Origin of the sequence: Thauera sp. SWB20, from assembly GCF_000831325.1 — a bacterium.
In the GTDB taxonomy this organism is placed as follows: domain Bacteria; phylum Pseudomonadota; class Gammaproteobacteria; order Burkholderiales; family Rhodocyclaceae; genus Thauera; species Thauera aminoaromatica.
In genome coordinates this window covers 63,739-84,722 of sequence record NZ_JTDM01000015.1, presented here as the reverse complement: position 1 = coordinate 84,722, position 20,984 = coordinate 63,739, and the positions used below count along the sequence as shown (strand labels likewise).

Genomic DNA, 20,984 nt, shown 5'->3' with positions numbered 1-20,984 from the left:
CGCCCCCGGCGCGCCGGCCCCCTCGCACCGCACAACCACTGGAGGAGACACCATGAAGTTGCGTAACACCCTGCTGGCCGCCCTCGGCCTCGCCTTCGCCGCCACTGCCGCCCATGCCGAGATCAAGGTCGGTGTCGTGCTCTCGGCCACCGGCCCCGCCGCTTCGCTGGGTATCCCGGAAAAGAACACGATCGCGCTGCTGCCGGCCACCATCGGCGGCGAAAAGGTGAGCTACATCGTGCTCGACGACGCCTCCGACACCACCACGGCGGTCAAGAATGCCCGCAAGCTGACCGTCGAGGACGGCGTCGATGTGATCATCGGCTCCACCACCAGCCCCGCTTCGCTGGCCATGGTCGACGTCGCCGCCGAGACGAAGACGCCGATGATCTCGATGGCCGCGTCGGCGCGCATCGTCGCGCCGATGGACGACAAGAAGCGCTGGGTTTTCAAGACCCCCCAGAACGACCAGCAGATGGCGTCGGCGATCGTCGAGCACATGGTCGCCAACAAGGTGAAGAAGGTGTCCTTCATCGGCTTCGCCAACGCCTACGGCGAGGGCTGGTACGAGCAGTTCAAGAAGCTGGCCGAAGCCAAGGGCATCGAGATCGCCGCCAGCGAGCGCTTCAACCCGGCCGACACCTCGGTGACCGGCCAGGCGCTCAAGCTGATGTCGGTGAAGCCGGACGCGGTGTTCATCGCCGGCTCGGGCACGCCCTCGGCGCTGCCGCAGAAGACGCTGCGCGAGCGCGGCTACAAGGGGCCGATCTACCAGACCCACGGCGTGGCCAACAACGACTTCCTGCGCATCTGCGGCAAGGACTGCGAAGGCACGCTGCTGCCGGTCGGCCCGGTGCAGATGGCGCGCAGCCTGCCCGACAGCCACCCCGTCAAGGCGAGCGCGCTGGCCTACGTGGAGAAGTACGAGGCCGCCAACGGCGCGGGCTCGGTGTCGAGCTTCGGGGCCTATGCGTGGGATGCCGGGGTGTTGCTGCAGGCGGCCGTCCCTGCCGCGCTCAAGGCGGCCAAGCCGGGCTCGGCGGAGTTCCGCACGGCGCTGCGCGATGCGCTCGAGGGCGTGAAGGAAGTCGCCGGCGCCACCGGCATCTACACGATGAGCCCCGACGATCACCTCGGCCTGGACGACCGCTCGCGCGTGATGATCGAGATCCGCAACGGCACCTGGTCGCTGCTGAAGTAAGCATCCCCCTCCGCGGCGGGGCGCCTGGCGTCCCGCCGCGCGTCTGTCGGGGATTTCCGACACATCGAATCAATCACGGCGGTCCGCGAGGCACCGCCGAGACGAGGCATTTCCATGGATATGTCAATTGCATTGATCCTGTCGCAGGACGGGATCACCAACGGCGCGATCTACGCGCTGCTGGCGCTGGCGCTGGTGCTGGTGTTCGCGGTCACGCGGGTGATCTTCATCCAGCAGGGCGAGTTCGTGGCCTACGGGGCGCTGACGCTGGCGATGATGCAGTCGGGCGTGTTGCCGGCCACGGTGTGGATGCTGGTGGCGATGGGAGCGCTGGTCACGGTGCTCGACGGCGGGCTCGCGCTCAAGGCGGGGCAGGGCCGGCGTGCCGCGAGCGTGGCGGGCTGGAACCTGGGCTATCCGCTGGCGCTCGCCGCGGTGGTCGGCGGGCTGGCGGTCAACGAGCTGCCGCTGGCGGTGCAGGTGCTGCTGACGCTGGCGATCGTGGTGCCGATGGGGCCGATGATGTACCGCCTGATGTACCAGCCGATCGCATCGGCGCCGGTGCTGGTGCTCCTGATCGTCTCGGTGGCGCTGCATATCGCGATGGTGGGCCTGGGACTGCTGTTCTTCGGAGCGGAAGGCCAGCGCACGCCGGCGTTCAGCGAGTTCAGCCTCGAGCTCGGCCCGCTGATGGTCTCCGCGCAGACGCTGTGGGTGGTGGTGGTGTCGGTGCTGCTGATCGTGGCGCTGTACCAGTTCTTCGAACGCACGCTCTACGGCAAGGCCTTGCGCGCCACCGCGATCAACCGCGTCGGTGCACAGCTCATGGGGATCTCGCCCACGCTCGCCGGCAAGCTGACGTTCTTCCTCGCCGCCTTCATCGGTGCGCTTTCGGGCGTGCTGATCGCCCCGATCACCACGATCTACTACGACACCGGCTTCCTGATCGGCCTCAAGGGGTTCGTCGCCGCCATCATCGGCGGCCTGGCGAGTTATCCGCTGGCCGCCGTGGGTGCGCTCGCCGTGGGGCTGCTCGAAGCCTTCGCGTCGTTCTGGGCCAGCGCCTACAAGGAAGTCATCGTGTTCACCCTGATCATTCCCGTGCTGCTGTGGCGCTCGCTGCGTAGCCACCACGTGGAGGAAGAAGAATGAGAACCGACCGTCTGGTCCTGGGGGCCTTTCTCGCCCTGCTGCTGCTGGTGCCGGCGATCCTGTCGCCGTATTACGTGACGCTGCTGAACTACATCGGCCTGTATGCGATGGTCGCGCTCGGCCTGGTGCTGCTCACCGGGGTGGGCGGACTGACCAGCTTCGGCCAGGCCGCCTTCGTGGGTCTGGGCGCCTACACCACCGCGGCGCTCACCACCGCGACCGACCTGCCGGGATGGCTCGCCTGGGCGGGGACTTCGCCCTGGCTCACCCTGGCGGTCGGGCTGCTGCTGACCGCCCTGGTCGCGGTGCTGATCGGCTCGCTCACCCTGAAGCTCTCGGGGCACTTCCTGCCCCTGGGCACGATCGCGTGGGGCATCAGCCTGTACTTCCTCTTCGGCACCATGGAGAGCCTGGGCGGCCACACCGGCATCAGCGGCATTCCGGCCATCGGGCTGCTGGGCTGGACGCTGGACGAGGGCGGCGAGATCTATTACCTGATCTGGGCCTTCCTGCTCGTCGCCATGCTCACCACCCACAACCTGCTCGACTCGCGCGAGGGGCGTGCGATCCGCGCCCTCAAGGGCGGCCGCGTGATGGCAGAGGCGATGGGCGTGGACACCTCGCGCTCGCGCATGGTGATCTTCGTGATCGCGGCGCTGCTGGCGTGCGCCTCGGGCTGGCTGTATGCGCACATGCAGCGCTTCGTGAACCCGACCCCGTTCGGCGTGCATATCGGCATCGAGTACCTCTTCATGGCGGTGGTCGGCGGCGCCGGCTACGTGTGGGGAGCGATCGTGGGCGCGGGCGTCATCACCGTGCTCAAGCAGTGGCTGCAGAACTGGCTGCCCAGCCTGCTCGGCGCCACCGGCAACTTCGAGACCATCGTGTTCGGCCTGCTGATGGTGCTGGTGTTGCACCGCGCCCGCGAGGGCCTGTGGCCGATCCTCAAGAAACTGGTGCCGGTGCGTGCGCTCCGCAAGACCATCGACCCCGACGCCGAACCGCTGCCGCGGCGCACCCTGCCGAAGGCGGGCGAACTGATCCTCGAGGCCAAGGACGTCACGCGCCGGTTCGGCGGCCTGATCGCCAACAACAACATGAGCCTGGAGGTGCGCGCAGGCGAGATCCTCGCGCTCATCGGCCCCAACGGCGCGGGCAAGAGCACGATGTTCAACCAGATCTCGGGCGTCGACACCCCGACCTCGGGCGAGGTGCTGTTCCTGGGCAAGCCGGTGGCGGGCCACGACTCGCGCGAGATCGCCCGCATGGGCATGAGCCGCACCTTCCAGCACGTGAAGCTGCTGCCGACGATGAGCGTGCTCGAGAACGTGGCGATCGGCGCCCACCTCAGGAGCGACAAGGGCGTGTTGAGCTCGGCCTGGCGCCTGGACCGCGCGGAAGAGGCCCGCATCCTCAAGGAAGCCGCCCGTCAGATCGAGCGCGTGGGCCTGGCCGAGTACATGTACGAGGAGGCCGGCAGCCTCGCCCTGGGCCAGCAGCGCATCCTGGAGATCGCGCGTGCGCTGTGCGCCGACCCCTGCCTGCTGCTGCTCGACGAGCCCGCGGCCGGCCTGCGCTTCAGGGAGAAGGAGGCGCTCGGCGAGTTGCTCCGGAAGCTGCGCGCGGAGGGCATGGCGACCCTGATCGTGGAGCACGACATGGACTTCGTGATGAGCCTGGTCGATCGCGTGGTGGTGATGGAGTTCGGCCAGAAGATCGCCGAGGGCCTGCCCGACGAGATCCAGCAGAACCCGGCGGTGCTCGAGGCCTATCTGGGCGGTGTGGAATGAGCGGGGAGAACGCGATGAATAAGCAGACGCAAGGCAGCGCCGCATCCTCTAACGCGGACGCGAAGAACCCGGTGCTCGAGGTCAAGGACCTGTGCGTGTCCTACGGCAAGGTCGAGGCGCTCACCGATGCCAGCCTCACCGTCGGCGAGGGCCAGATCGTCACCGTGATCGGCCCCAACGGCGCGGGCAAGACGACGATGCTGTCGGCGATCATGGGCGTGCTCGGCTCGCGCGGCCAGGTCGCCTTCGACGGCAGCGTGGAAGGCGTGCCCGAGGTCGAACGCATGGTCGCGCGCGGCATGACCCTGGTGCCCGAGAAGCGCGAGCTCTTCGGCGAGATGAGCGTCGAGGACAACCTGGTGCTGGGCGCCTTCCAGCGCTATCGCATGGGCAAGCGCGATCACGCGCAGACGCTCGAGGAGGTCTATGCGCTCTTCCCGCGCCTCAAGGAGCGCCGCAGCCAGGCCGCAGGCACCATGTCGGGCGGCGAGCGCCAGATGCTTGCGGTGGGCCGCGCGCTGATGGCCAAGCCCAAGCTGCTGATGCTCGACGAGCCCAGCCTGGGGCTGGCGCCGCTGATCGTGCGCGAGATCTTCCGCATCATCAGCGAGCTGCGCCGGCGCGGGGTGTCGATCCTGCTCGTCGAGCAGAACGCGCGCGCCGCGCTGCAGGTGGCCGACTACGCCTACGTGCTCGAGACGGGCCAGATCGCCATGCAGGGCCCGGCGCACGAGCTCGCGGACGATCCGCGCGTGATCGAGGCCTACCTCGGGCTCGGCGGCAAGCACCAGGCGATGCTGTCGACCTGAGCCACCCGCCCTCAGCTCCCCACGGAAAAGGACAAGACCATGGACGCGATGCGCATCCTGATGGACGAACACCAGTCGCTGGCGGCGATCATCCACGCCATCCGGCACATGATCGGCGAGATCGATGCCGGCCGCCTGCGCCCGGATCACAAGCTGCTCGAGGCGATGGTGCATTACCTCGACGCCTACCCCGAGAAGCGCCACCACCCCAAGGAAGATGCCTTCCTGTTCGGGCCGCTGCGTGCCCGCACGCACGACGCGGACGCCGCGCTCGACCGGCTCGAGGCCGAACACGCCCAGGCCGACGCCCGCATCGCGGTGCTCGAGGCCGCGGTCAAGGGCTACGCGCAGGACCCCGTCGGCGGCTTCGAGGCCTTCAAGACCGCCTTCAACGACTACGCCGCGTTCTATCGCAACCACATGATGACCGAGGAGCGCGAGGTGCTGCCGCAGATCCGCAAGCACTTCACCGCAGAGGACTGGGCGCGCGCCAACGCCGGCTTCATCGCCGACGATCCCCTCGGCGGCACGCGCGCCAGTGCCCGGGCGGGCGAGGAGGACTTCGCGCAGATCTTCTCCAGGCTCGTCGCCGCCGCGCCGGCGCCGATCGGCTTGGGGGCGGGACCGTACAAGGGCTGAACGCGCGCGCCCGCGTTCCACGCCGGTGCCCGGCCGGGCTAGAATCCGTCGTCGATTCCAGTCCGCCGGGTCGCCCCATGTGTGTCCGGCCCCAACAGCGGTGAATGCGTGAGCGCCGAAAACAGCAGTTCCAGTCCCGAAACCTCCTCTCCTTCCCCGGCCGTTCCACGCGTGGATGACGCCACGGCCCAGTTCGTGGCCTGGGTGCGCGGCGCGGCGCCCTACATCCACGCCTTCCGCGGCCGCACCTTCGTCGTCGGCTTCGGCGGCGAGGTCGCCGCCGGCAAGCGCGCACAAAGCCTTGCCTACGACTGCAACCTGCTCGCCGCGCTCGGCATCCGCCTGGTGCTGGTGCATGGCGCGCGACCGCAGATCGATGCCGAGCTCGCCCGCCGCGGGCTCGAGCCGCGTTTCCACCACGGCCTGCGCGTGACCGACGCCGATGCGCTCGAATGCGTCAAGTCGGCGATGGCGGTGACCCGCTTCGAGGTCGAGGCGCTGCTCTCGCAGGGCCTGCCCAACACCCCGATGGCGGGCAGCTACATCCGCGTCACCGGGGGCAACTTCATCACCGCGCGGCCGGTGGGCGTTGTCGATGGCGTCGATTACCAATACACCGGCGCGGTGCGCAAGATCATCGCCGAGGAGATCAACGCCGACCTCGACCAGCAGAACGTGGTGCTGATCACCCCGCTCGGCGTCTCGCCCGCGGGCGAGATCTTCAATCTCGCGATGGAGGAGGTGGCCGAGGCGGTGGCGGTGGCGCTCAAGGCCGAGAAGCTGATCTACCTGTGCGATGCGCCCGGCCTGCTCGGCGAGGATGGCCAGCTCGTCGAGTCGGTCACCGCCGACGAGGCGCAGGGCAAGCTCGAGACGGGCGAGGGGCTCACCGAAGACCTGCACCTGTTCCTGCCGTGCGCGATCCGTGCGGTGAAGAAGGGGGTGGCGCGCTGCCACCTGATCGATCACGACCTCGACGGCGGCCTGCTGCTCGAGTTCTTCACGCATGCGGGCGTCGGCACGGTGGTGTCGCGCGACCCGCTGTTCCGCCTGCGCGAGGCCACGGTCGAGGACGTTGCCGCTCTCGTCGCGCTGATCTCGCCGATGGAGGCCGACGGCACCCTGGTGCGGCGCGGGCGCGAGCTGCTGGAGCAGGAGATCGAGCGCTTCACCGTCGTCGAGCACGACGGCGTGCTGGTGGGCTGCGCGGCGCTGTATCCGTTCAGCGAGGACAACGCCGCCGAGCTCGCCTGCCTGGCGGTGACGCCGGAGTATCGCCGCGCCGGTCTCGGCGACCAGCTCCTCAAGCGCATCGAGCGGCGCGCGCGCGTGCAGCGGCTCGAGCGCCTGTTCGTGCTCACGACCCGCACCGCGCACTGGTTCCGCGAGCGCGGCTTCAGCGAGATCGGCCCCGAGGCCCTGCCGCGGCAGAAGCGCGAACTCTACAACTTCCAGCGTCGCTCGAAGGTGTTCGTCAAGCCGCTATGAGCGCCTGCCCGGCACCCGGCAAGGCGGAGGACGCCGAACTGCTCGCCGAGATCGCGCTCGGCGTGCGCAGCGTCGAGGCGATCTTCCTGCCCGGGCTCGCGCTGCGCTGGATCAGCCCCTCGATCGAGGCGCTTACCGGCTTCACGGCGGCGGATTGCGTCGCGGCGGCCGACCCCTTCGAACTCCTGGTGTTCGAGGACGATCGCGTGTTCTGCCGGCGGATGGCGCAGCGGGTCGCTGCGGAGGAATCCGCCCAGGCCTTCGAGCTGCGCCTGCGCGCACGGGATGGGCGGGCGGTTTGGGTGCAGACGCACTGGCGGCCGCGCGCCGACGGCGGCCTGCGCCTGTCGGCCGAGCACATCCAGGCGCGCAAGGAGACCGAATTCACCCTGCTTGAGACGGTGGCCGAGCTGCGCCGCCAGGAGGCGCTGCGCGAGCTCTACCTCGTGCGCAGCAACGACGAGCGCCAGCGCCTGGCTGCGCTGCTGAACCTGATCCGGCTCGGCATCCTGTTCATCGACCACGACCGCCGCGTGCTCTACCACAACCGTGCGATGCTGGCGATCTGGGGCTATCCCCCCGACACCGTGCTCGTCGGCTGCCGCGACGCGGTGCTCAAGGAGCGTGCGCCGGTCGTGCTCGCCGATCCGGCGGGCTATCTCGCCCACATCCATCGCACCGTGCGGGCCAAGCAGTCGATCAGCGAAGAGTACGAGTTCCGGTTCGCCGACGGGCGCATCGCCACCGACCGTTCGGCGGTGGTCGCGGGCGGGGAAGCCGGGCGGCGCATCGGCCGGCTGTGGATCTACGAGGACGTGACCGTGGCGCGGCGCACCTCGATGCAGCTCGTCGAGCTCGCCGAACGCGACGAACTCACCGGTCTCTACAATCGCCGTCGCTTCCATGAAGAACTCGGTCGCATGCTCGCGGACGCCGGGCGTCGCGGCAGCCGGCTCGGCCTCCTCGCCTTCGATCTGGACGGTTTCAAGCCGATCAACGACTCCTTCGGCCACCAGGCCGGCGACGAGGTGCTCGTTCGCCTCGCGCGGGAACTCGGGCGCACCGTGCGCCGCAACGAGACCTTGTTCCGCATCGGCGGCGACGAGTTCGCCCTGCTCGTGCCCGAGGGCAGCACGGAGGGCCTGTGCGAACTCGCCCACCGCCTGGTGGAGACGGTGGGCGCGATGCGCTTCGTCTTCGAGGGCCGCGCGGCGCGCGTCACCGCCAGCGTGGGCATCGCGCGCTTTCCCGACAACGCGCGCGAGGGCGAGGCCCTGGTCGCCGCCGCCGACGAGGCGCTCTATCGCGCCAAGTCGGAGGGGCGCAATCGCGCCGCGGTGTCCGGGAGGCGGGCCGACGAATCGGCTAGAATGCCGTCCTCGAACCCCGATGAACCCGCAAGCAGAGAGGATTGAACAATGGCTCGCATGGTGAACTGCGTGAAACTCGGTCGCGAGGCCGAAGGCCTGGACCTGCCACCGGTGCCCGGCGCGCTCGGCAAGCGCATCTTCGAGAACGTCTCGAAGGAAGCCTGGCAGCAGTGGGTCAAGTACCAGACCATGCTGATCAACGAGAACCGCCTGAACCTGATGGACGCGCGCGCGCGCAAGTACCTCGCCGAGCAGATGGAGAAGCACTTCTTCGAAGGTGGCGCCGACCAGGTGGCCGGCTACGTCCCGCCGCAGGCGTAAGCCCGGATCGCCGATGTAAAAAAGGGGAGCCGCAAGCTCCCCTTTTTCATGCCTGACGCCTCAGCCCCTGCCGAGCTGCGCCTGCGACTTCTCGAAGCGCACGTCCTCGCCGCGCGCCACGAACACCACGTGCTCGGCGATGTTCATCGCGTGGTCGCCGACGCGCTCGATCGCCTTGGCGATGAAGAGCATCTCGAGGCAGCTCGAGATCGTGCGCGGGTCTTCCATCATGTAGGTGATGAGCTGGCGCATCACGCCCTTGAAGCCGGCGTCGATCTCCGCGTCCTTGCGGCGCAGGTCCTCGATGCCTTCCGGATTCACCCGCGCGAAGGCGTCAAGCGAGGCGCGCAGCAGTTCGAGCGCGAGCTCCACCGCCTGGGTGAGGCCCACGCGCGGCACGAAGGGGGTTTCGGCGCTGTGCAGGCGGCGCGCCGCCTTGGCGATCTTCTTCGCCTCGTCGCCGATGCGCTCGAGGTCGGAGGCGATCTTGATCACCGCCAGCACCAGGCGCAGGTCGCCGGCGGCCGGCTGGCGCTTGGCGATGATGTGGCTGCAGTCGTCGTCGAGCTCGACCTGCGCGAGGTTGATCGGCTTGTCGCCTTCGATCACGGTGTCGAGCAGGTCGAGCTGGCCGCTGCGCAGGCCCTCGATCGCCTTGACGACCTGCGCCTCCGCCAGGCCGCCCATGTTGAGGACGCCACGGCGGATTTCTTCGAGTTCGATGTCGTACTGTCTGAGAGTGTGTTCTGTCATGTTCGCCACGATCCAGTCCGGGAAGCGCGCAGGCTAACAGGCGATTGTTAAGGTTTTGTTGCCTGCAACACGGCTGCCATGCAGGTCGCTCACCGTGCGTCCAGCCGTTGCACGCCGCCGGGGGCGGCGAGCAGCAGCACGTCGGCGCCGCGCACGGCGAAGAGCCCGTTGGTGACCACACCGACGATCTGGTTGATCCGCATCTCGATGGTGACGGGGTCGGTGATCGACAGCCCATGCACGTCGAGGATCAGGTTGCCGTTGTCGGTGACGAAGCCCTCGCGCAGCCTGGGCTCGCCGCCGAGCGCGCGCAGCTCGCGGGCGACGTGGCTGCGGGCCATCGGGATCACCTCGATCGGCAGCGGGAAGCGGCCGAGCACCTCGACCTTCTTGCTCGCGTCGCAGATGCACACGAAGCGCTCGGACACTGCGGCGACGATCTTCTCGCGGGTCAGTGCGCCGCCGCCGCCCTTGATCATCGCGAAGCCGCCGTCGATCTCGTCGGCGCCGTCTACATACACCGGCAGCGACTCGATGCCGTCGAGGTCGAACACCTCGATGCCGTGCGCGCGCAGGCGTTGCGTGCTCGCTTCGGAGCTGGAGACCGCGCCGCGGATGCGATCGCGCATGCCGGCGAGCGCATCGATGAAGTGGTTGACGGTGGAGCCGGTGCCGACGCCGACGATGCTGCCTTCGACCACGTGGTCGAGAGCGGCGTAGGCGGCGGCTTTCTTGAGTTCGTCCTGGGTCATGTGCGCGAGGAAGGGATGAGGTGGGAAGGGGAAAGGGGGAGGGGGAAGCCGGCCGCTCAGACGATGCCGTGGAAGGGTTGCACGAGGACGGTGTCGCCTTCTCTCACGGCGGTGCAGTCGGCCGGCAGCACGACGAAGCAGTCGGCCTCGGACATGGAGCTCAGCACGCCGGAGCCCTGGGCGCCGGCGGGCGCCACGGCAAGCGCCTCGCCGCTGCGCTGCAGGCGGCCGCGCAGGTACTCGACGCGACCCGGCTGCTTGCGCATCGAGAAGGCGGCGCGCACGGGGAAGCGCTCGGGCGCGGGCAGCGGTGCGACGCCCATGAGCTGGAGCAGCGCGTCCTGCACGAACTGGTAGAAGGTGACCATCACCGCCACCGGGTTGCCGGGCAGCCCGAACAGCACCGCATCGCCGATGCGGCCGAAGGCCATCGGCCGCCCGGGCTTGATCGCGAGCTTCCAGAACGCCACCTCCCCCATGCGGTTCATCATCTCGCGGATGAAGTCGGCCTCGCCGACCGACACGCCGCCGCTGGTGATGATCACGTCGGCGGCCTGGGCGGCCTCGCGGAAGGCCTCCTCGAGCGCCTCCGGGCGGTCCGGCACGACGCCGAGGTCGAGGAGCTCGCAGCCCAGGCGGGTGAGCACGCCGTGCAGGGTGTAGCGGTTGCTGTCGTAGACCTCGCCGGGGCCGAGCGGGCGGCCGATCGAGGCGATCTCGTCGCCGGTGGACATCACCGCCACGCGCAGGCGGCGGCGCACGCACACCTCGGCGATGCCGAGCGAGGCGATCAGGCCGAGTTCGGCGGGACCGCAGCGCTTGCCCGCGGGGATCGCGACCCCGCCCTCGGCGAGGTCCTCGCCGGCGCGGCGCAGGTTCTGGCCCTTCTTCTGCCCGATGGGGATGAACACGCGCTCGTGCTCGCGACGGGCGACTTCCTGCACGACGATGGTGTCGGCGCCCTGAGGGATGGTGGCGCCGGTCATGATGCGCACGGCCTGGCCGGCGCTGACCATGCCCGAGAAGGGTCGGCCTGCGAAGGCGGTGCCGACCACCGCGAGCGCGCTCTCGCCATCGGCCGAGAGGTCGGCGGCGCGCACCGCGTAGCCGTCCATCGCGGAGTTGTCGTGCGCGGGCACGTTGCACGGCGCGATCACGTCCTCGGCGAGCACGCGGCCGAGCGCGGCGCGTACCGCGACGCGCTCGCGCCCGGCGATCGGGGTGAGCGCGCCGAGGATCGCGGCGCGCGCGGCATCGACGGCGAGGAAGCTGCGGTCGTCGCCGCCTGCGGGATTGGGATTCATGCTTCGGGTCCGTCCTCGATGGGCGACCGCGCTGCGAGCCCCGGCGCGCTCACAGCGCACCGTAGGAGTGCAGGCCGGTCAGGAACATGTTGACGCCGATGAAGGCGAAGGTGGTGACGAGCAGGCCCACCACCGCCCACCATGCCAGCACCGCGCCGCGCAGGCCCTTGGTCAGGCGCATGTGCAGCCAGGTCGCGTAGTTGAGCCACACGATCAGCGCCCAGGTCTCCTTCGGGTCCCACTGCCAGTAGGTGCCCCAGGCCTCGGCCGCCCACAGCGCGCCGAGGATGGTGGCGATGGTGAAGAAGGCGAAGCCGATCGCGATCGCCTTGTACATCACGTCCTCGAGCACGCGCAAGGGCGGCAGGCGGGAGGCGAGGATGCCGCGCTCGGCGAGCAGGTAGGCGGTGCCGACCATGGCCGAGACCGCGAAGGCGCCGTAGCCGATGAAGTTGGTCGGCACGTGCACCTTCATCCAGTAGGACTGCAGCGCCGGGATCAGCGGCTGGATCTCGTGCGCTTCGCGGGTGAAGGTGTACCAGAGCAGGAAGGCCACCGCGGCCGAGATCACGATCATCACGAAGGCGCCCATGCGCCGCGTGGCGTAGCGACCCTCGTAGTAGAGGTAGAGCAGCGCCGTCATCAGCGCGAACAGCACGAAGACCTCGTACAGGTTGCTGATCGGGATGTGGCCGATCTCGGGGCCGAGCAGGTAGGACTCGTACCAGCGCACGAAGAGGCCGGTGGTGCCCATGACCGCGGCGATCCAGGTCAGCGCCGAGCCGGTGCGCTCGGCGAAGTCGCTGCGTGCGAGCAGGCCCAGCCAGTACGCGCCCGTGGCGATGAAGATCAGCGCGCTCATCCACATGATCGCGGTCTGGCTGGAGATCAGGTACTTGAGCAGGAAGGTCTGCTCGGCGCGCGCGAGATCGCCTTGGTAGAGCGCGATGCTCGCCAGCGCAAGCAGCGCCACCGCGGCGAGGAAGGCGCGGAAGGGCTTCCACTGCCAGCCGATCACGGCGAGCACCGGCACTTGCAGCACCAGGATGAGATCGTCGTATACGTCCATCACCGGGTGGTAGCGGACGAGCGCGAAGGCCGCGCCCAGCATCAGCGCGAGCGCGTACAGCCAGTCGAAGGCGCCGAGCCGGCGCAGCAGCGGCGTGTGCGGCCGGAGCGCGGCGGGGGCCGGACCGGCCGGGGTGGCGGGGGAGGGGCGGGCGATTTCCATCATGCACTTTCTCGGGGTTCGGATGCGGGCACGGGGGCGCCGAGCATGGCGGCGAGGCCTTCGACGTGTTGGCGGAAGGCCTCGTCGACGTCGAGCGCCCTGCGATTGGAAGACATCGCGACCAGCGCCTCGTTCGGCTTCACCAGCACGAACAGGCGACGTTCGCGGATGTAGAGCATCGCGAACACGCCCAGCACCAACAGCAGCGCGCCCAGATAGACGAGCGGCATGCCCGGCGAGCGCGTCGCCTGCAGCACGGTGGCGTGACGCTCTTCGAAGCCGTCGAGCTGAAGCCAGGCAGGCGCGCCGTAGAACTGGCTGTCGGAGATCGCCGCGATGGTGTCGTTGACGAAGGTGGCGCGCGCCGGGTCGAGCTGCAGCGGCGGTTCGCCACCGGCCTCGCGGTGCAGCATCCATGCCTCCCAGGCGAGCCCCTGCAGGATGCGCACCAGCACGTCGGCGGCCGGGCCGCGTTCGGCCTCGGGCACGGACTTCTCGATGAAGCCGCCGAGTGTCTCGTAGCCCTTCTCGGCGAACAGCCCGAGGGTCTGCCGGGCCGACTGCACCAGGGCCTCGCGCATCGCGTCCTGGCCGCGACCGGCGGGGAAGCTGCGCGCGGCGAAGCGGGCGACCAGAGCGTCGCGCTGCGCGGGGTCGAGCAGGCGGTCGCGGATCGCGAACCAGGCATCCACTCCGCCGCGCTCGTCGAGGGGGATGCGCATGTAGCGGAAGGCGTCGGCCTGCGCGTCGCGCAGGCCGGTGTAGAGGAACCAGCGCCCGCCCTGCTCGATCGGCAGCATGTAGTTGTGGAACTCGCGCGCCTGGCCGGCGGGGTCGCGCAGCTTGAAGGTGAAGCTGGGGCCGATGTTGCGCAGGTCGCGCACCTCCGCGCCTTTGGCGCCGCTGCCGAGGTGGCGCTGCAGCTTGTCCATGCCGCGCGGCGCGGCCTCGCCTTCGTCGCCTTGCCCGCCCTCGTTGCCGCGCATGTCCTCGACGTTGAAGGCCCGGAAGTCGGTGAATTCCAGCGTATAGGAGAAGCCCGCGGCGCCGTCGGCGAACGCCAGGCTTTCGCCCACCACGCCCTCGATCTCGCGCAGCACCCCGGGACGGCCAGGCAGCAGGCTGCGCGCCTTGATCGCCAGCTTCGAGCCGCCATCCTCGAAGCTCGACTGGTAGAGGGTGATGCCGTCGACGGTGAGCGGGTGGTTGACCTCGATGGTGTGCCGCGTCGTCTGGCCGCTCGACCGGTCGGTGATGCGGATGTCGCTGGCGAAGCGCTTGGGCATGCCGTTCTGGTAGTGCTCGATGTGGAACTTGTCGAGCGTGACGTTGAAGGGCAGTTCCTGCAGCAGGATGCCGTCGGCCAGGCCGAGCACCGCGAAGCTGGTGCTGCGGCCCTCGGGGATGAAGACGTCGCCGCGGAAGCTCGGGTTGCCCGTGCCGAGACGGGCCGACGGTGGAATGTTTGCGATGACCTGGTCGCCCGCGGTGGTGTGCTTGTCGCCCAGCCACACCTGCAGGCGCAGCGGCAGGTTGCCGTCGAGCAGGCCGCCGATGCAGATCAGCACGATCGCGCCGTGGGCGAGGAAGTAGCCGATGCGTCCGGCGCTGCCCTGGCGGGCGGCGAGCAGGGTGCCTTCGCCGTTGTCGGCGACCCGGCTGGTGAAGCCGGCGTGCGCGAGGTAGGCCTGCGCGCGCTCCACCGCGTCGGCGAGGGGCTGCGCGGGCACGAGGCTGACGCGGTGGGCGAAGCTGCGCAGCGAGGCCTCGCGCGCGCGCTCGCGGAAGCTGCGCATCTCGCGCAGCATCGGCGCGGTCTGGCGCACGATGCACAGCGTGGTCGACAGCACCAGGAAGGCGAGGATGACGAGGAACCAGCCGGCGTTGTACACGGAGTACAGGCCGAGCTTCTCGAAGACGGGGAACCAGAACGGACCGAACTGGTTGAGATAGGCGTTGAAGGGTTCGTTCTGGCGAACGACCGTTCCCACCACCGACGCGATCGACAGGATCGTCAGCAGGGAGATGGCAAAACGCATCGAGCTGAAGAGCTCGAAGAGGGCGCGCGCGATGCCGCTATGCATCCGGACCTCGGAGAAAGACGGACGCCAGCGTCGCAGGGCGTGCGGCGCTGGCGCGCGATGCAGACGATCGCCCCCGCCCGCCCCCACGCGGCTCGGCGGTGGGGGCTGCGCAGGGCTGGCGCAGGGTCAGCGCAGGCCGGTCGCGTAGTCGGCGACGGCCTTGATCTCCGGATCGGTCATCTTGAGCGCGATGGTGCGCATCATGCCGTTCGGGTCGTTTGCGCGCACGCCGTCGCGGAAGGCCTTCATCTGCGCTTCGGTGTATTCGGCGAACTGGCCGGACAGGCGCGGATATTGCGCCGGCATGCCCGCTCCGGCGGGGCCGTGGCAGGCGGCACAGGCGGGGACGCCCTTGGCGGGGATGCCCGCGCGCCAGATCTTCTGGCCGAGGTCGATGGTGCCGAGGCTCTTGGCCGGCTCAGGCTTCTGCTCGAAGCTGGCGAAGTACTTGGCGAGGCCGCGCATGTCGGCTTCCTCGAGGCCGGCGACCATCGCGCCCATGATCGCGTTCTCACGCACCGGCGGATTGCCGTTCCAGCCCTTGAACTCGCGCAGCTGCTTGAAGAGGTAATCCTCGTGCTGGCCGGCAAGCTTGGGGTTGGCCGGGAGCTGGCTGTTGCCGTCGGCGCTGTGACAGGCCGCGCAGACCGTCTCGGCGGTCTGCTTGGCCTTTTCGAGGTCCGGGGCCTGGTCCTGGGCCTGAAGGCCGCCGGCGACCAGCAGAAGCGACGAGAGCAGCAGGGAACGCTTGATCATGATGTCCTCGGAAAGCCGTGAGTGATTGTTTCAAACGCGGTATTCTAATACACGAACGCCTGATTGCGCGATGCGATGAGGTCTGTTCGCCGCGCAAGGCGCGGTTTTCAGTGATCTTCCTCCATGCCTCTGTTCCGCAACGCAACATTCGAAATCTCGATCGCCAAGCCTTCGGGCCTGCCACCGCCCTCGGGCGCGGAGATCGCCTTCGCCGGGCGCTCCAACGCCGGCAAGTCGAGCGCGATCAACACCCTCGCCGGTCACGTGCGCTTGGCCTACGTGTCGAAGACGCCCGGGCGCACGCAGCTGATCAACTTCTTCCGTCTCAACAACGGCGCGCTGCTCGTCGATCTGCCCGGCTACGGCTACGCCGCGGTGCCCGAGAAGATCCGCCGCCAGTGGTCGGGGCTGATCGAGACCTACCTGCGTACCCGCGAGAGCCTGATCGGACTCGTGCTGATCATGGACAGCCGCCATCCGCTCACGCCTCTCGACCGCAACATGATCGATTGGTTCGCGCCCTCGGGCAGGCCGATGCACGTGCTGCTCACCAAGAGCGACAAGCTCTCGCGCGGCGCCGCCGCGGCGACCCTGCAGGAGGTGCGTCGCGCGCTCGAGCCGCTCGGGCCGCAGGTCACCGTGCAGCTGTTTTCCAGCCTGAAGAAGAGCGGGGTGGAGGAGGTCGAGCGCGTGATCGGCGGCTGGCTGGTGCCAGCCGGCACGGTGGGCGGCGACCTCGCCGACAGGCCTGCCGGCGCGGTCGATGCGCCGCCGGGCGCATAAACAAAAGCCCCCGACCAGGGGACGTAGTCGGGGGCGAAAATGCCTCACCAGGCGTGAGGCACCCGCTCAGGGAGGTGAAGCGGGAGATGGCCGGCCTGGGGGCACGGCGCCATCTGCCTGCTAAGATGAGCTCCTGACGTGAAAGTTCCGCAAGCCGCGCGCACGGCCCTGCCGGCGTGCGCGGTTGCGCTGGCCGTGCGTGAGGTGATCCGCGCGCGCCCTGCGGTCGGCGCCCGCCGCCGCACGTCCCCGCCGCACGTTCCACAACGACCTGCTAGAGACCGAGATGCGACCCACTGGAGCCTTTCCCGCGACCCGCATGCGCCGCATGCGCCGTGACGAATTTTCCCGCCGTCTGATGCGCGAGCACGTACTCACCGCCAACGACCTGATCTATCCGGTGTTCGTGCTCGACGGCACCGACCGCAGCGAGGCCGTGCCCTCGATGCCCGGTGTCGAGCGTGTGAGCATCGACCGGCTGTTGGGCGTGGCCGAGGAGGCGATGCGCCTGGGCGTGCCGGCGCTCGCGCTGTTCCCGGTGATCGACCGCGCCGGCAAGACCCCCGGCGCCGAGGAGGCCTGGAATCCGGAGGGCTTGGTGCCGCGCACCGTGCAGGCGCTCAAGGCGAACTTCCCCGACCTGGGCGTGATCACCGACGTGGCGCTCGATCCCTACACCAGCCACGGCCAGGACGGTCTCATCGACCCCGCCGACCCGCGCGGCTACGTGATGAACGACGAGACCCTGGAGGCGCTCGCCAAGCAGGCCCTGTGCCACGCCCAGGCCGGCGCCGATGTCGTGGCGCCTTCCGACATGATGGATGGCCGCATCGGCCGCATCCGCGCCGAGCTGGACGGCGCGGGCCACATCCACACCCGCATCCTGGCCTACTCTGCAAAGTACGCCTCGAGCTTCTACGGCCCCTTCCGCGACGCGGTGGGCTCGGCCGGCAACCTCGGCAAGGGCAACAAGCACACCTATCAGATGGACCCGGGCAACAGCGACGAGGCCCTCCGCGAGGTCGAGCTCGATATCGCCGAGGGTGCCGACATGTTCATGGTGAAGCCCGGCATGCCCTACCTCGACATCGTGCGCCGCGTGAAGCAGGAGCTGCAGGTGCCGACCTACGCCTACCAGGTCAGCGGCGAGTACGCCATGCTCAAGGCCGCCGCGGCCAACGGCTGGCTGGACGAGAGGGCGTGCGCGCTCGAGGCCCTGCTGTCCTTCAAGCGCGCCGGCGCCGACGGCATCCTGACCTATTTCGCGCTCGACGCGGCGCGCTGGCTTAAGGCCGGCGCCTGATGACGGCGCGGCCGGTCCTGCGGCCGTTGTGCGCGGCCGACCTGCCGGACGTGCTGGCGATCCAGCGCGCGGCCTACGGCGACGGCTACCAGGAGTCGGCCGCGGTGCTCGGGCGCAAGCTCGAACTCGCGCCGCAGGCGTGCTGGCTCGCGCAGGCGGACGGTGCGGCGGTGGGCTACGTGTTCGCCCATCCCTGGGACGATGCCGACGCGCCGCCCCTGCATGCGCCGCTGCGAGCCTTGCCGGCACGCGCCGGGCATGGCTTCGTTCATGACCTCGCGGTGGTGCCGGCGGCGCGCGGGCTGGGCGTGGCGGCAGCGCTGTTCGGTCGCGTGCGCGACTGGTCGGCCGCCGCGGGGCATCGCGGACTGCGCCTGGTGGCGCTCGCCGATGCGGTGCCGTTCTGGGCACGCCAAGGCTTCGCCGCGCTGCCGGCGGTGCTGCCGGCGGGCTATGGCGAGGACGCCTGCCTGATGGAGCGTGCGCTGCGCGACTGAGCCAGCGCGGACGTGCCGGCCAGCCTCGAGCGCCGTCGCGCGCGCTCCTGGCCGCACGCGTTCTTCTTCTCAGCGCACCTGCAGCCGCCCGAGCTGGCGGCGCAGCGCGAGGATGTTGGGGATGCGCAGGTCCACGTAGGCCGGCGTGCGCAGCCCGCCGCCCACCAGCACGGTACGCATGCCGAGGCGCTTGGCGGTGCGCAGGTTGACGGCCGAATCTTCCAGCATGATGCATTGCGCGGCGTTCAGGCGCCGGCGCTGGAGCAGGCCGCGGTAGGCGCGGATGCCGGGCTTGGGGTGGTAGTCGAGATCCTCGATGCCGACCACGTCCTCGAACAGGCGGCGCACGCCCATGATCTCCAGCACAGCCTCGGCGTAATGGCGCGGTGCGTTGGAGAACACGATGCGCCGCCCCGGCAGGGCGCGCAGCATGCCGCGCAGCGCGCGCTCGAACACCATCATCTCGTGCAGGCGGTCGAAGCGGTGGGTCTCGACGAGGAAGTGGTCGGGGTCGGTGCCGTGGTGGCGCATCAGGCCGAGCATGGTGGCTCCGTAGCGGTGCCAGTACTGCATGCGCAGCGCGTTGGCCTCGTCGAGGGCGAGCCCGAGGTGCTGCTCGAGGTAGCGCGTCATGCTGCGGTTGATGTGCGGGAAGATGTGCGGACTGGCGTTGTGCAGGGTGTTGTCGAGGTCGAACAGCCAGACGGGACGGGAGGACATCTTCTTCGCTCGGGGCAGGATCGTGCGGGGAGGAGGGGCTCAGCGCGCGGGCGGGCGGGGCTGGAAGCGCATGATGGCGCGTCCGTCCGCGGTGGTCTTCGGGGCGGGCTTCCAGGCGTGGCCCTGGATGATCTCGAAGCTCGCCGGCAGGCGGCCGTCGTGGCGCAGGCGCTCGTAGGCGGCGCGCGCAGCCTCCCAGCCGGTCCGGCCGGAGAGCCCGCGCGGGCGAGTGCTGGCGGCGTTGTTGCCACCGCTCGCGCGCAGGTCGGCGAAGAGGCCGTCGAGGTCGGCGTAGGTCAGGGTCAGCATCTCCATGTCCATGACCGGGTCGCTGAAGCCGGCCTGCACCAGCGCGTCGCCGAGGTCGTGCATGTCGATGAAGCGGTGCACCCGCTCACCCGCCGTGGCGGGCAGCGCGGCGCGCAGCTCGCGCAGGGTGTCGGGGCCGAGCGTCGAGAACATGAAGAGCCCGTCCACCTGCAGCGTGCGGTGCACCTCGCGGAAGGCGGGCAGCGGGTCGTCGAGCGCCGGCAGCATCAGGTTGGACCACACCAGCCCGAGGCTGGCGTGCGCCAGCGGCAGCGCACACGCGTCGGCGACGAAATGCGGCGCCGCGGCGGGGCGCCCGCCGATCAGGCGGCGCAGCAGCCCGCCGCCCTGCGGGCGCAGGCGCGCGCGCGCGCGGGCGAGCATCGCGGGCGCGAAGTCGGCAGCGAGCAGGGTGGCCGCGGGGAAGCGTTCGGCCAGGCGCGGCAGGTCTGCCCCGGTGCCACAGCCGAGGTCGAGCACGCGCTGCGGACTCAGGCGGATGTAGTCGAGGCGCTCGTCCATGCGCCGCGCGACCTCGCGCGCCAGCGCGTCGGCGCCGTCGCAGTGCGGCGCGGCGCGCTCGAAGCGGCGGCGCAGCAGGCTGCGGTCGAGGGCGAAGCCCGGCGCGGCGGGGGCCTGCCCGGGGGGGGCGTCCCGGGCGCTGACGTCCTGGCCGGGGGTGGGGGTGTCCATGCGCTCGCCGCTCAAATTGCGCGCAGGCCGAGGCGCGCGAACAGGCGGTCGTCGCGGTCGGCGTCGGGGTTGTCGGTGGTGAGCAGGCGCTCGCCGTAGAACATCGAGTTGGCGCCCGCCAGGAAGCACAGCGCCTGCAGCTCGTCGCTCATCTCGCCGCGGCCGGCGGACAGGCGCACGTAGCTGCTCGGCATGGTGATGCGCGCGGCGGCGATCGTGCGCACGAATTCGAAGGGGTCGAGCGCCCCGGCGCCCGCGAGCGGCGTGCCCGGGACCTGGACCAGGTTGTTGATCGGCACCGACTCGGGCGGCGCCGGCAGGTTGGCGAGCTGGGCGATCAGCGCGGCGCGCTGGCGGCGGTTCTCGCCCATGCCGACGATGCCGCCGCTGCATACGTTGATGCCGGCGCCGCGCACCTTGTCGAGGGTGTCGAGGCGGTCCTGCAGGGTGTGGGTGGTGATCACCCGGCCGTAGAAGTCGGGTGCGGTGTCGAGGTTGTGGTTGTAGTAGTCGAGGCCGGCGTCGGCGAGCTGCTCGGCCTGGCCTTCCTTCAGCATGCCCAGGGTCACGCAGGTCTGCAGGCCGAGCGCCTTCACCTCGCGCACCATCTCGAGCACCGGGGCGAGGTCCTGGTCCTTCGGCCCGCGCCAGGCGGCACCCATGCAGAAGCGGCTGGCGCCGCGCGCCTTGGCCGCGCGCGCGTTGGCGAGCACCTCGTCGACCGGGAGCAGGCGCTGGCGGGCGAGACCGCTGTCGTGGCGGGCGGACTGCGAGCAGTAGCCGCAGTCTTCCGAGCAGCCGCCGGTCTTGATCGAGAGCAGGGTGGAGCGTTGCACTTCCTGCGGGTCGAAGTGGCTGCGATGCACCTGCTGGGCGCGGAAGACGAGCTCGAGCAGGGGCAGCTCGAAGAGCGCCTCGACCTCGGCGGTCGCCCACTGGTGGCGGGACGGGGGCGCTGCGGGGCGTTCGATCGTCGCGGAAGTCGTTGTCATGTAATGCTTTCCAGGCTGTAATTACGAATTACGAGGC

General features: G+C 69.9%; 20 protein-coding genes. 11 read left to right on the top strand and 9 right to left on the bottom strand.

The window, feature by feature from the left end:
• Positions 1–52: 52 nt before the first annotated feature.
• The 8 genes from PO78_RS06505 to PO78_RS06470 all read left to right on the top strand — a co-directional run bounded on the left by PO78_RS06505 (position 53) and on the right by PO78_RS06470 (position 8,770).
• Complete coding sequence (locus PO78_RS06505) at positions 53–1,201, top strand: ABC transporter substrate-binding protein (RefSeq protein WP_004313989.1); 1,149 nt, start codon at positions 53–55, stop codon at positions 1,199–1,201.
• Between the two features lie 114 nt (positions 1,202–1,315).
• On the top strand, positions 1,316–2,353 hold the full coding sequence (locus PO78_RS06500) for a branched-chain amino acid ABC transporter permease (protein WP_004313987.1): 1,038 nt from the start codon (positions 1,316–1,318) through the stop codon (positions 2,351–2,353).
• Positions 2,350–4,143, top strand: coding sequence for a branched-chain amino acid ABC transporter ATP-binding protein/permease (locus PO78_RS06495; RefSeq protein WP_004313986.1), 1,794 nt, complete (start codon positions 2,350–2,352; stop codon positions 4,141–4,143). Before PO78_RS06500 ends, PO78_RS06495 begins: the two co-directional genes overlap by 4 nt.
• 14 nt (positions 4,144–4,157) lie before the next feature.
• Positions 4,158–4,952 (top strand): ABC transporter ATP-binding protein, encoded by a 795-nt coding sequence (locus PO78_RS06490; RefSeq protein ID WP_040829257.1) that lies wholly within the window; start codon positions 4,158–4,160, stop codon positions 4,950–4,952.
• A gap of 39 nt (positions 4,953–4,991) precedes the next feature.
• On the top strand, positions 4,992–5,591 hold the full coding sequence (locus tag PO78_RS06485; RefSeq protein WP_004313984.1) for a hemerythrin domain-containing protein: 600 nt from the start codon (positions 4,992–4,994) through the stop codon (positions 5,589–5,591).
• 171 nt (positions 5,592–5,762) lie between these two features.
• Entirely contained in the window at positions 5,763–7,079 is a 1,317-nt protein-coding gene (gene argA / locus PO78_RS06480) for an amino-acid N-acetyltransferase (RefSeq protein ID WP_004313983.1), read from the top strand.
• Positions 7,076–8,494, top strand: coding sequence for a diguanylate cyclase (locus PO78_RS06475; protein ID WP_004313982.1), 1,419 nt, complete (start codon positions 7,076–7,078; stop codon positions 8,492–8,494). The genes argA and PO78_RS06475 overlap by 4 nt, the downstream gene beginning before the upstream one ends.
• 3 nt (positions 8,495–8,497) lie before the next feature.
• Entirely contained in the window at positions 8,498–8,770 is a 273-nt protein-coding gene (locus PO78_RS06470; RefSeq protein WP_004313981.1) for an oxidative damage protection protein, read from the top strand.
• Positions 8,771–8,830: 60 nt separating this feature from the next.
• On the opposite strand, the gene phoU is transcribed toward PO78_RS06470, so the two are convergent.
• The 6 genes from phoU to PO78_RS06440 all read right to left on the bottom strand — a co-directional run bounded on the left by phoU (position 8,831) and on the right by PO78_RS06440 (position 15,650).
• A complete protein-coding gene (gene phoU / locus PO78_RS06465; RefSeq protein ID WP_004313978.1) occupies positions 8,831–9,523 on the bottom strand; it encodes a phosphate signaling complex protein PhoU in 693 nt (230 codons plus the stop codon).
• An 89-nt stretch (positions 9,524–9,612) separates the two neighbouring features.
• Positions 9,613–10,275: a ribose-5-phosphate isomerase RpiA gene (rpiA, locus tag PO78_RS06460; RefSeq protein WP_004313976.1), complete on the bottom strand. Its 663-nt coding sequence runs from the start codon at positions 10,273–10,275 to the stop codon at positions 9,613–9,615.
• Between the two features lie 56 nt (positions 10,276–10,331).
• Positions 10,332–11,579: a molybdopterin molybdotransferase MoeA gene (gene moeA, locus PO78_RS06455; protein ID WP_012585062.1), complete on the bottom strand. Its 1,248-nt coding sequence runs from the start codon at positions 11,577–11,579 to the stop codon at positions 10,332–10,334.
• A gap of 49 nt (positions 11,580–11,628) precedes the next feature.
• The gene (gene ccsB, locus PO78_RS06450; protein WP_012585063.1) at positions 11,629–12,813 is read right to left on the bottom strand and encodes a c-type cytochrome biogenesis protein CcsB; all 1,185 of its coding nucleotides are present in this window, start codon (positions 12,811–12,813) and stop codon (positions 11,629–11,631) included.
• Entirely contained in the window at positions 12,810–14,894 is a 2,085-nt protein-coding gene (locus tag PO78_RS06445; protein WP_043742825.1) for a cytochrome c biogenesis protein ResB, read from the bottom strand. The genes ccsB and PO78_RS06445 overlap by 4 nt, the downstream gene beginning before the upstream one ends.
• 126 nt (positions 14,895–15,020) lie before the next feature.
• Positions 15,021–15,650, bottom strand: coding sequence for a c-type cytochrome (locus tag PO78_RS06440; protein ID WP_012585065.1), 630 nt, complete (start codon positions 15,648–15,650; stop codon positions 15,021–15,023).
• 123 nt (positions 15,651–15,773) lie between these two features.
• On the opposite strand from PO78_RS06440, the gene yihA reads away from it, so the two are divergent.
• The 3 genes from yihA to PO78_RS06425 all read left to right on the top strand — a co-directional run bounded on the left by yihA (position 15,774) and on the right by PO78_RS06425 (position 18,233).
• The gene (yihA, locus tag PO78_RS06435) at positions 15,774–16,433 is read left to right on the top strand and encodes a ribosome biogenesis GTP-binding protein YihA/YsxC (protein ID WP_012585066.1); all 660 of its coding nucleotides are present in this window, start codon (positions 15,774–15,776) and stop codon (positions 16,431–16,433) included.
• A gap of 286 nt (positions 16,434–16,719) precedes the next feature.
• A complete protein-coding gene (gene hemB, locus PO78_RS06430; protein WP_004326638.1) occupies positions 16,720–17,736 on the top strand; it encodes a porphobilinogen synthase in 1,017 nt (338 codons plus the stop codon).
• Positions 17,736–18,233, top strand: coding sequence for a GNAT family N-acetyltransferase (locus PO78_RS06425; RefSeq protein ID WP_012585067.1), 498 nt, complete (start codon positions 17,736–17,738; stop codon positions 18,231–18,233). Before hemB ends, PO78_RS06425 begins: the two co-directional genes overlap by 1 nt.
• 69 nt (positions 18,234–18,302) lie before the next feature.
• Here the strand turns inward: PO78_RS06425 and PO78_RS06420 are convergent, their stop codons facing one another.
• From PO78_RS06420 to bioB, 3 genes are read right to left on the bottom strand one after another with little or no spacing between them, the layout of a single operon-like run.
• Positions 18,303–18,953 (bottom strand): pyrimidine 5'-nucleotidase, encoded by a 651-nt coding sequence (locus tag PO78_RS06420; protein WP_012585068.1) that lies wholly within the window; start codon positions 18,951–18,953, stop codon positions 18,303–18,305.
• Positions 18,954–18,992: 39 nt separating this feature from the next.
• On the bottom strand, positions 18,993–19,955 hold the full coding sequence (locus PO78_RS06415) for a methyltransferase domain-containing protein (RefSeq protein WP_012585069.1): 963 nt from the start codon (positions 19,953–19,955) through the stop codon (positions 18,993–18,995).
• An 11-nt stretch (positions 19,956–19,966) separates the two neighbouring features.
• Positions 19,967–20,947 carry a biotin synthase BioB gene (bioB, locus tag PO78_RS06410; protein WP_004329059.1) on the bottom strand — a complete coding sequence of 327 codons (981 nt, stop codon included), beginning with the start codon at positions 20,945–20,947 and terminating at the stop codon, positions 19,967–19,969.
• Positions 20,948–20,984 lie beyond the last annotated feature (37 nt).

What these genes read in the sequence shown, in the direction of transcription:
- PO78_RS06505 (WP_004313989.1), top strand. Translation starts at nt 53, where the DNA reads ATGAAGTTGCGTAACACCCTGCTGGCCGCCCTCGGCCTCGCCTTCGCC.
- PO78_RS06500 (WP_004313987.1), top strand. Translation starts at nt 1,316, where the DNA reads ATGGATATGTCAATTGCATTGATCCTGTCGCAGGACGGGATCACCAAC.
- PO78_RS06495 (WP_004313986.1), top strand. Translation starts at nt 2,350, where the DNA reads ATGAGAACCGACCGTCTGGTCCTGGGGGCCTTTCTCGCCCTGCTGCTG.
- PO78_RS06490 (WP_040829257.1), top strand. Translation starts at nt 4,158, where the DNA reads ATGAATAAGCAGACGCAAGGCAGCGCCGCATCCTCTAACGCGGACGCG.
- PO78_RS06485 (WP_004313984.1), top strand. Translation starts at nt 4,992, where the DNA reads ATGGACGCGATGCGCATCCTGATGGACGAACACCAGTCGCTGGCGGCG.
- PO78_RS06475 (WP_004313982.1), top strand. Translation starts at nt 7,076, where the DNA reads ATGAGCGCCTGCCCGGCACCCGGCAAGGCGGAGGACGCCGAACTGCTC.
- PO78_RS06470 (WP_004313981.1), top strand. Translation starts at nt 8,498, where the DNA reads ATGGCTCGCATGGTGAACTGCGTGAAACTCGGTCGCGAGGCCGAAGGC.
- phoU (WP_004313978.1), bottom strand. Translation starts at nt 9,523, where the DNA reads ATGACAGAACACACTCTCAGACAGTACGACATCGAACTCGAAGAAATC.
- rpiA (WP_004313976.1), bottom strand. Translation starts at nt 10,275, where the DNA reads ATGACCCAGGACGAACTCAAGAAAGCCGCCGCCTACGCCGCTCTCGAC.
- moeA (WP_012585062.1), bottom strand. Translation starts at nt 11,579, where the DNA reads ATGAATCCCAATCCCGCAGGCGGCGACGACCGCAGCTTCCTCGCCGTC.
- ccsB (WP_012585063.1), bottom strand. Translation starts at nt 12,813, where the DNA reads ATGATGGAAATCGCCCGCCCCTCCCCCGCCACCCCGGCCGGTCCGGCC.
- PO78_RS06445 (WP_043742825.1), bottom strand. Translation starts at nt 14,894, where the DNA reads ATGCATAGCGGCATCGCGCGCGCCCTCTTCGAGCTCTTCAGCTCGATG.
- PO78_RS06440 (WP_012585065.1), bottom strand. Translation starts at nt 15,650, where the DNA reads ATGATCAAGCGTTCCCTGCTGCTCTCGTCGCTTCTGCTGGTCGCCGGC.
- yihA (WP_012585066.1), top strand. Translation starts at nt 15,774, where the DNA reads ATGCCTCTGTTCCGCAACGCAACATTCGAAATCTCGATCGCCAAGCCT.
- hemB (WP_004326638.1), top strand. Translation starts at nt 16,720, where the DNA reads ATGCGACCCACTGGAGCCTTTCCCGCGACCCGCATGCGCCGCATGCGC.
- PO78_RS06425 (WP_012585067.1), top strand. Translation starts at nt 17,736, where the DNA reads ATGACGGCGCGGCCGGTCCTGCGGCCGTTGTGCGCGGCCGACCTGCCG.
- PO78_RS06420 (WP_012585068.1), bottom strand. Translation starts at nt 18,953, where the DNA reads ATGTCCTCCCGTCCCGTCTGGCTGTTCGACCTCGACAACACCCTGCAC.
- PO78_RS06415 (WP_012585069.1), bottom strand. Translation starts at nt 19,955, where the DNA reads ATGGACACCCCCACCCCCGGCCAGGACGTCAGCGCCCGGGACGCCCCC.
- bioB (WP_004329059.1), bottom strand. Translation starts at nt 20,947, where the DNA reads ATGACAACGACTTCCGCGACGATCGAACGCCCCGCAGCGCCCCCGTCC.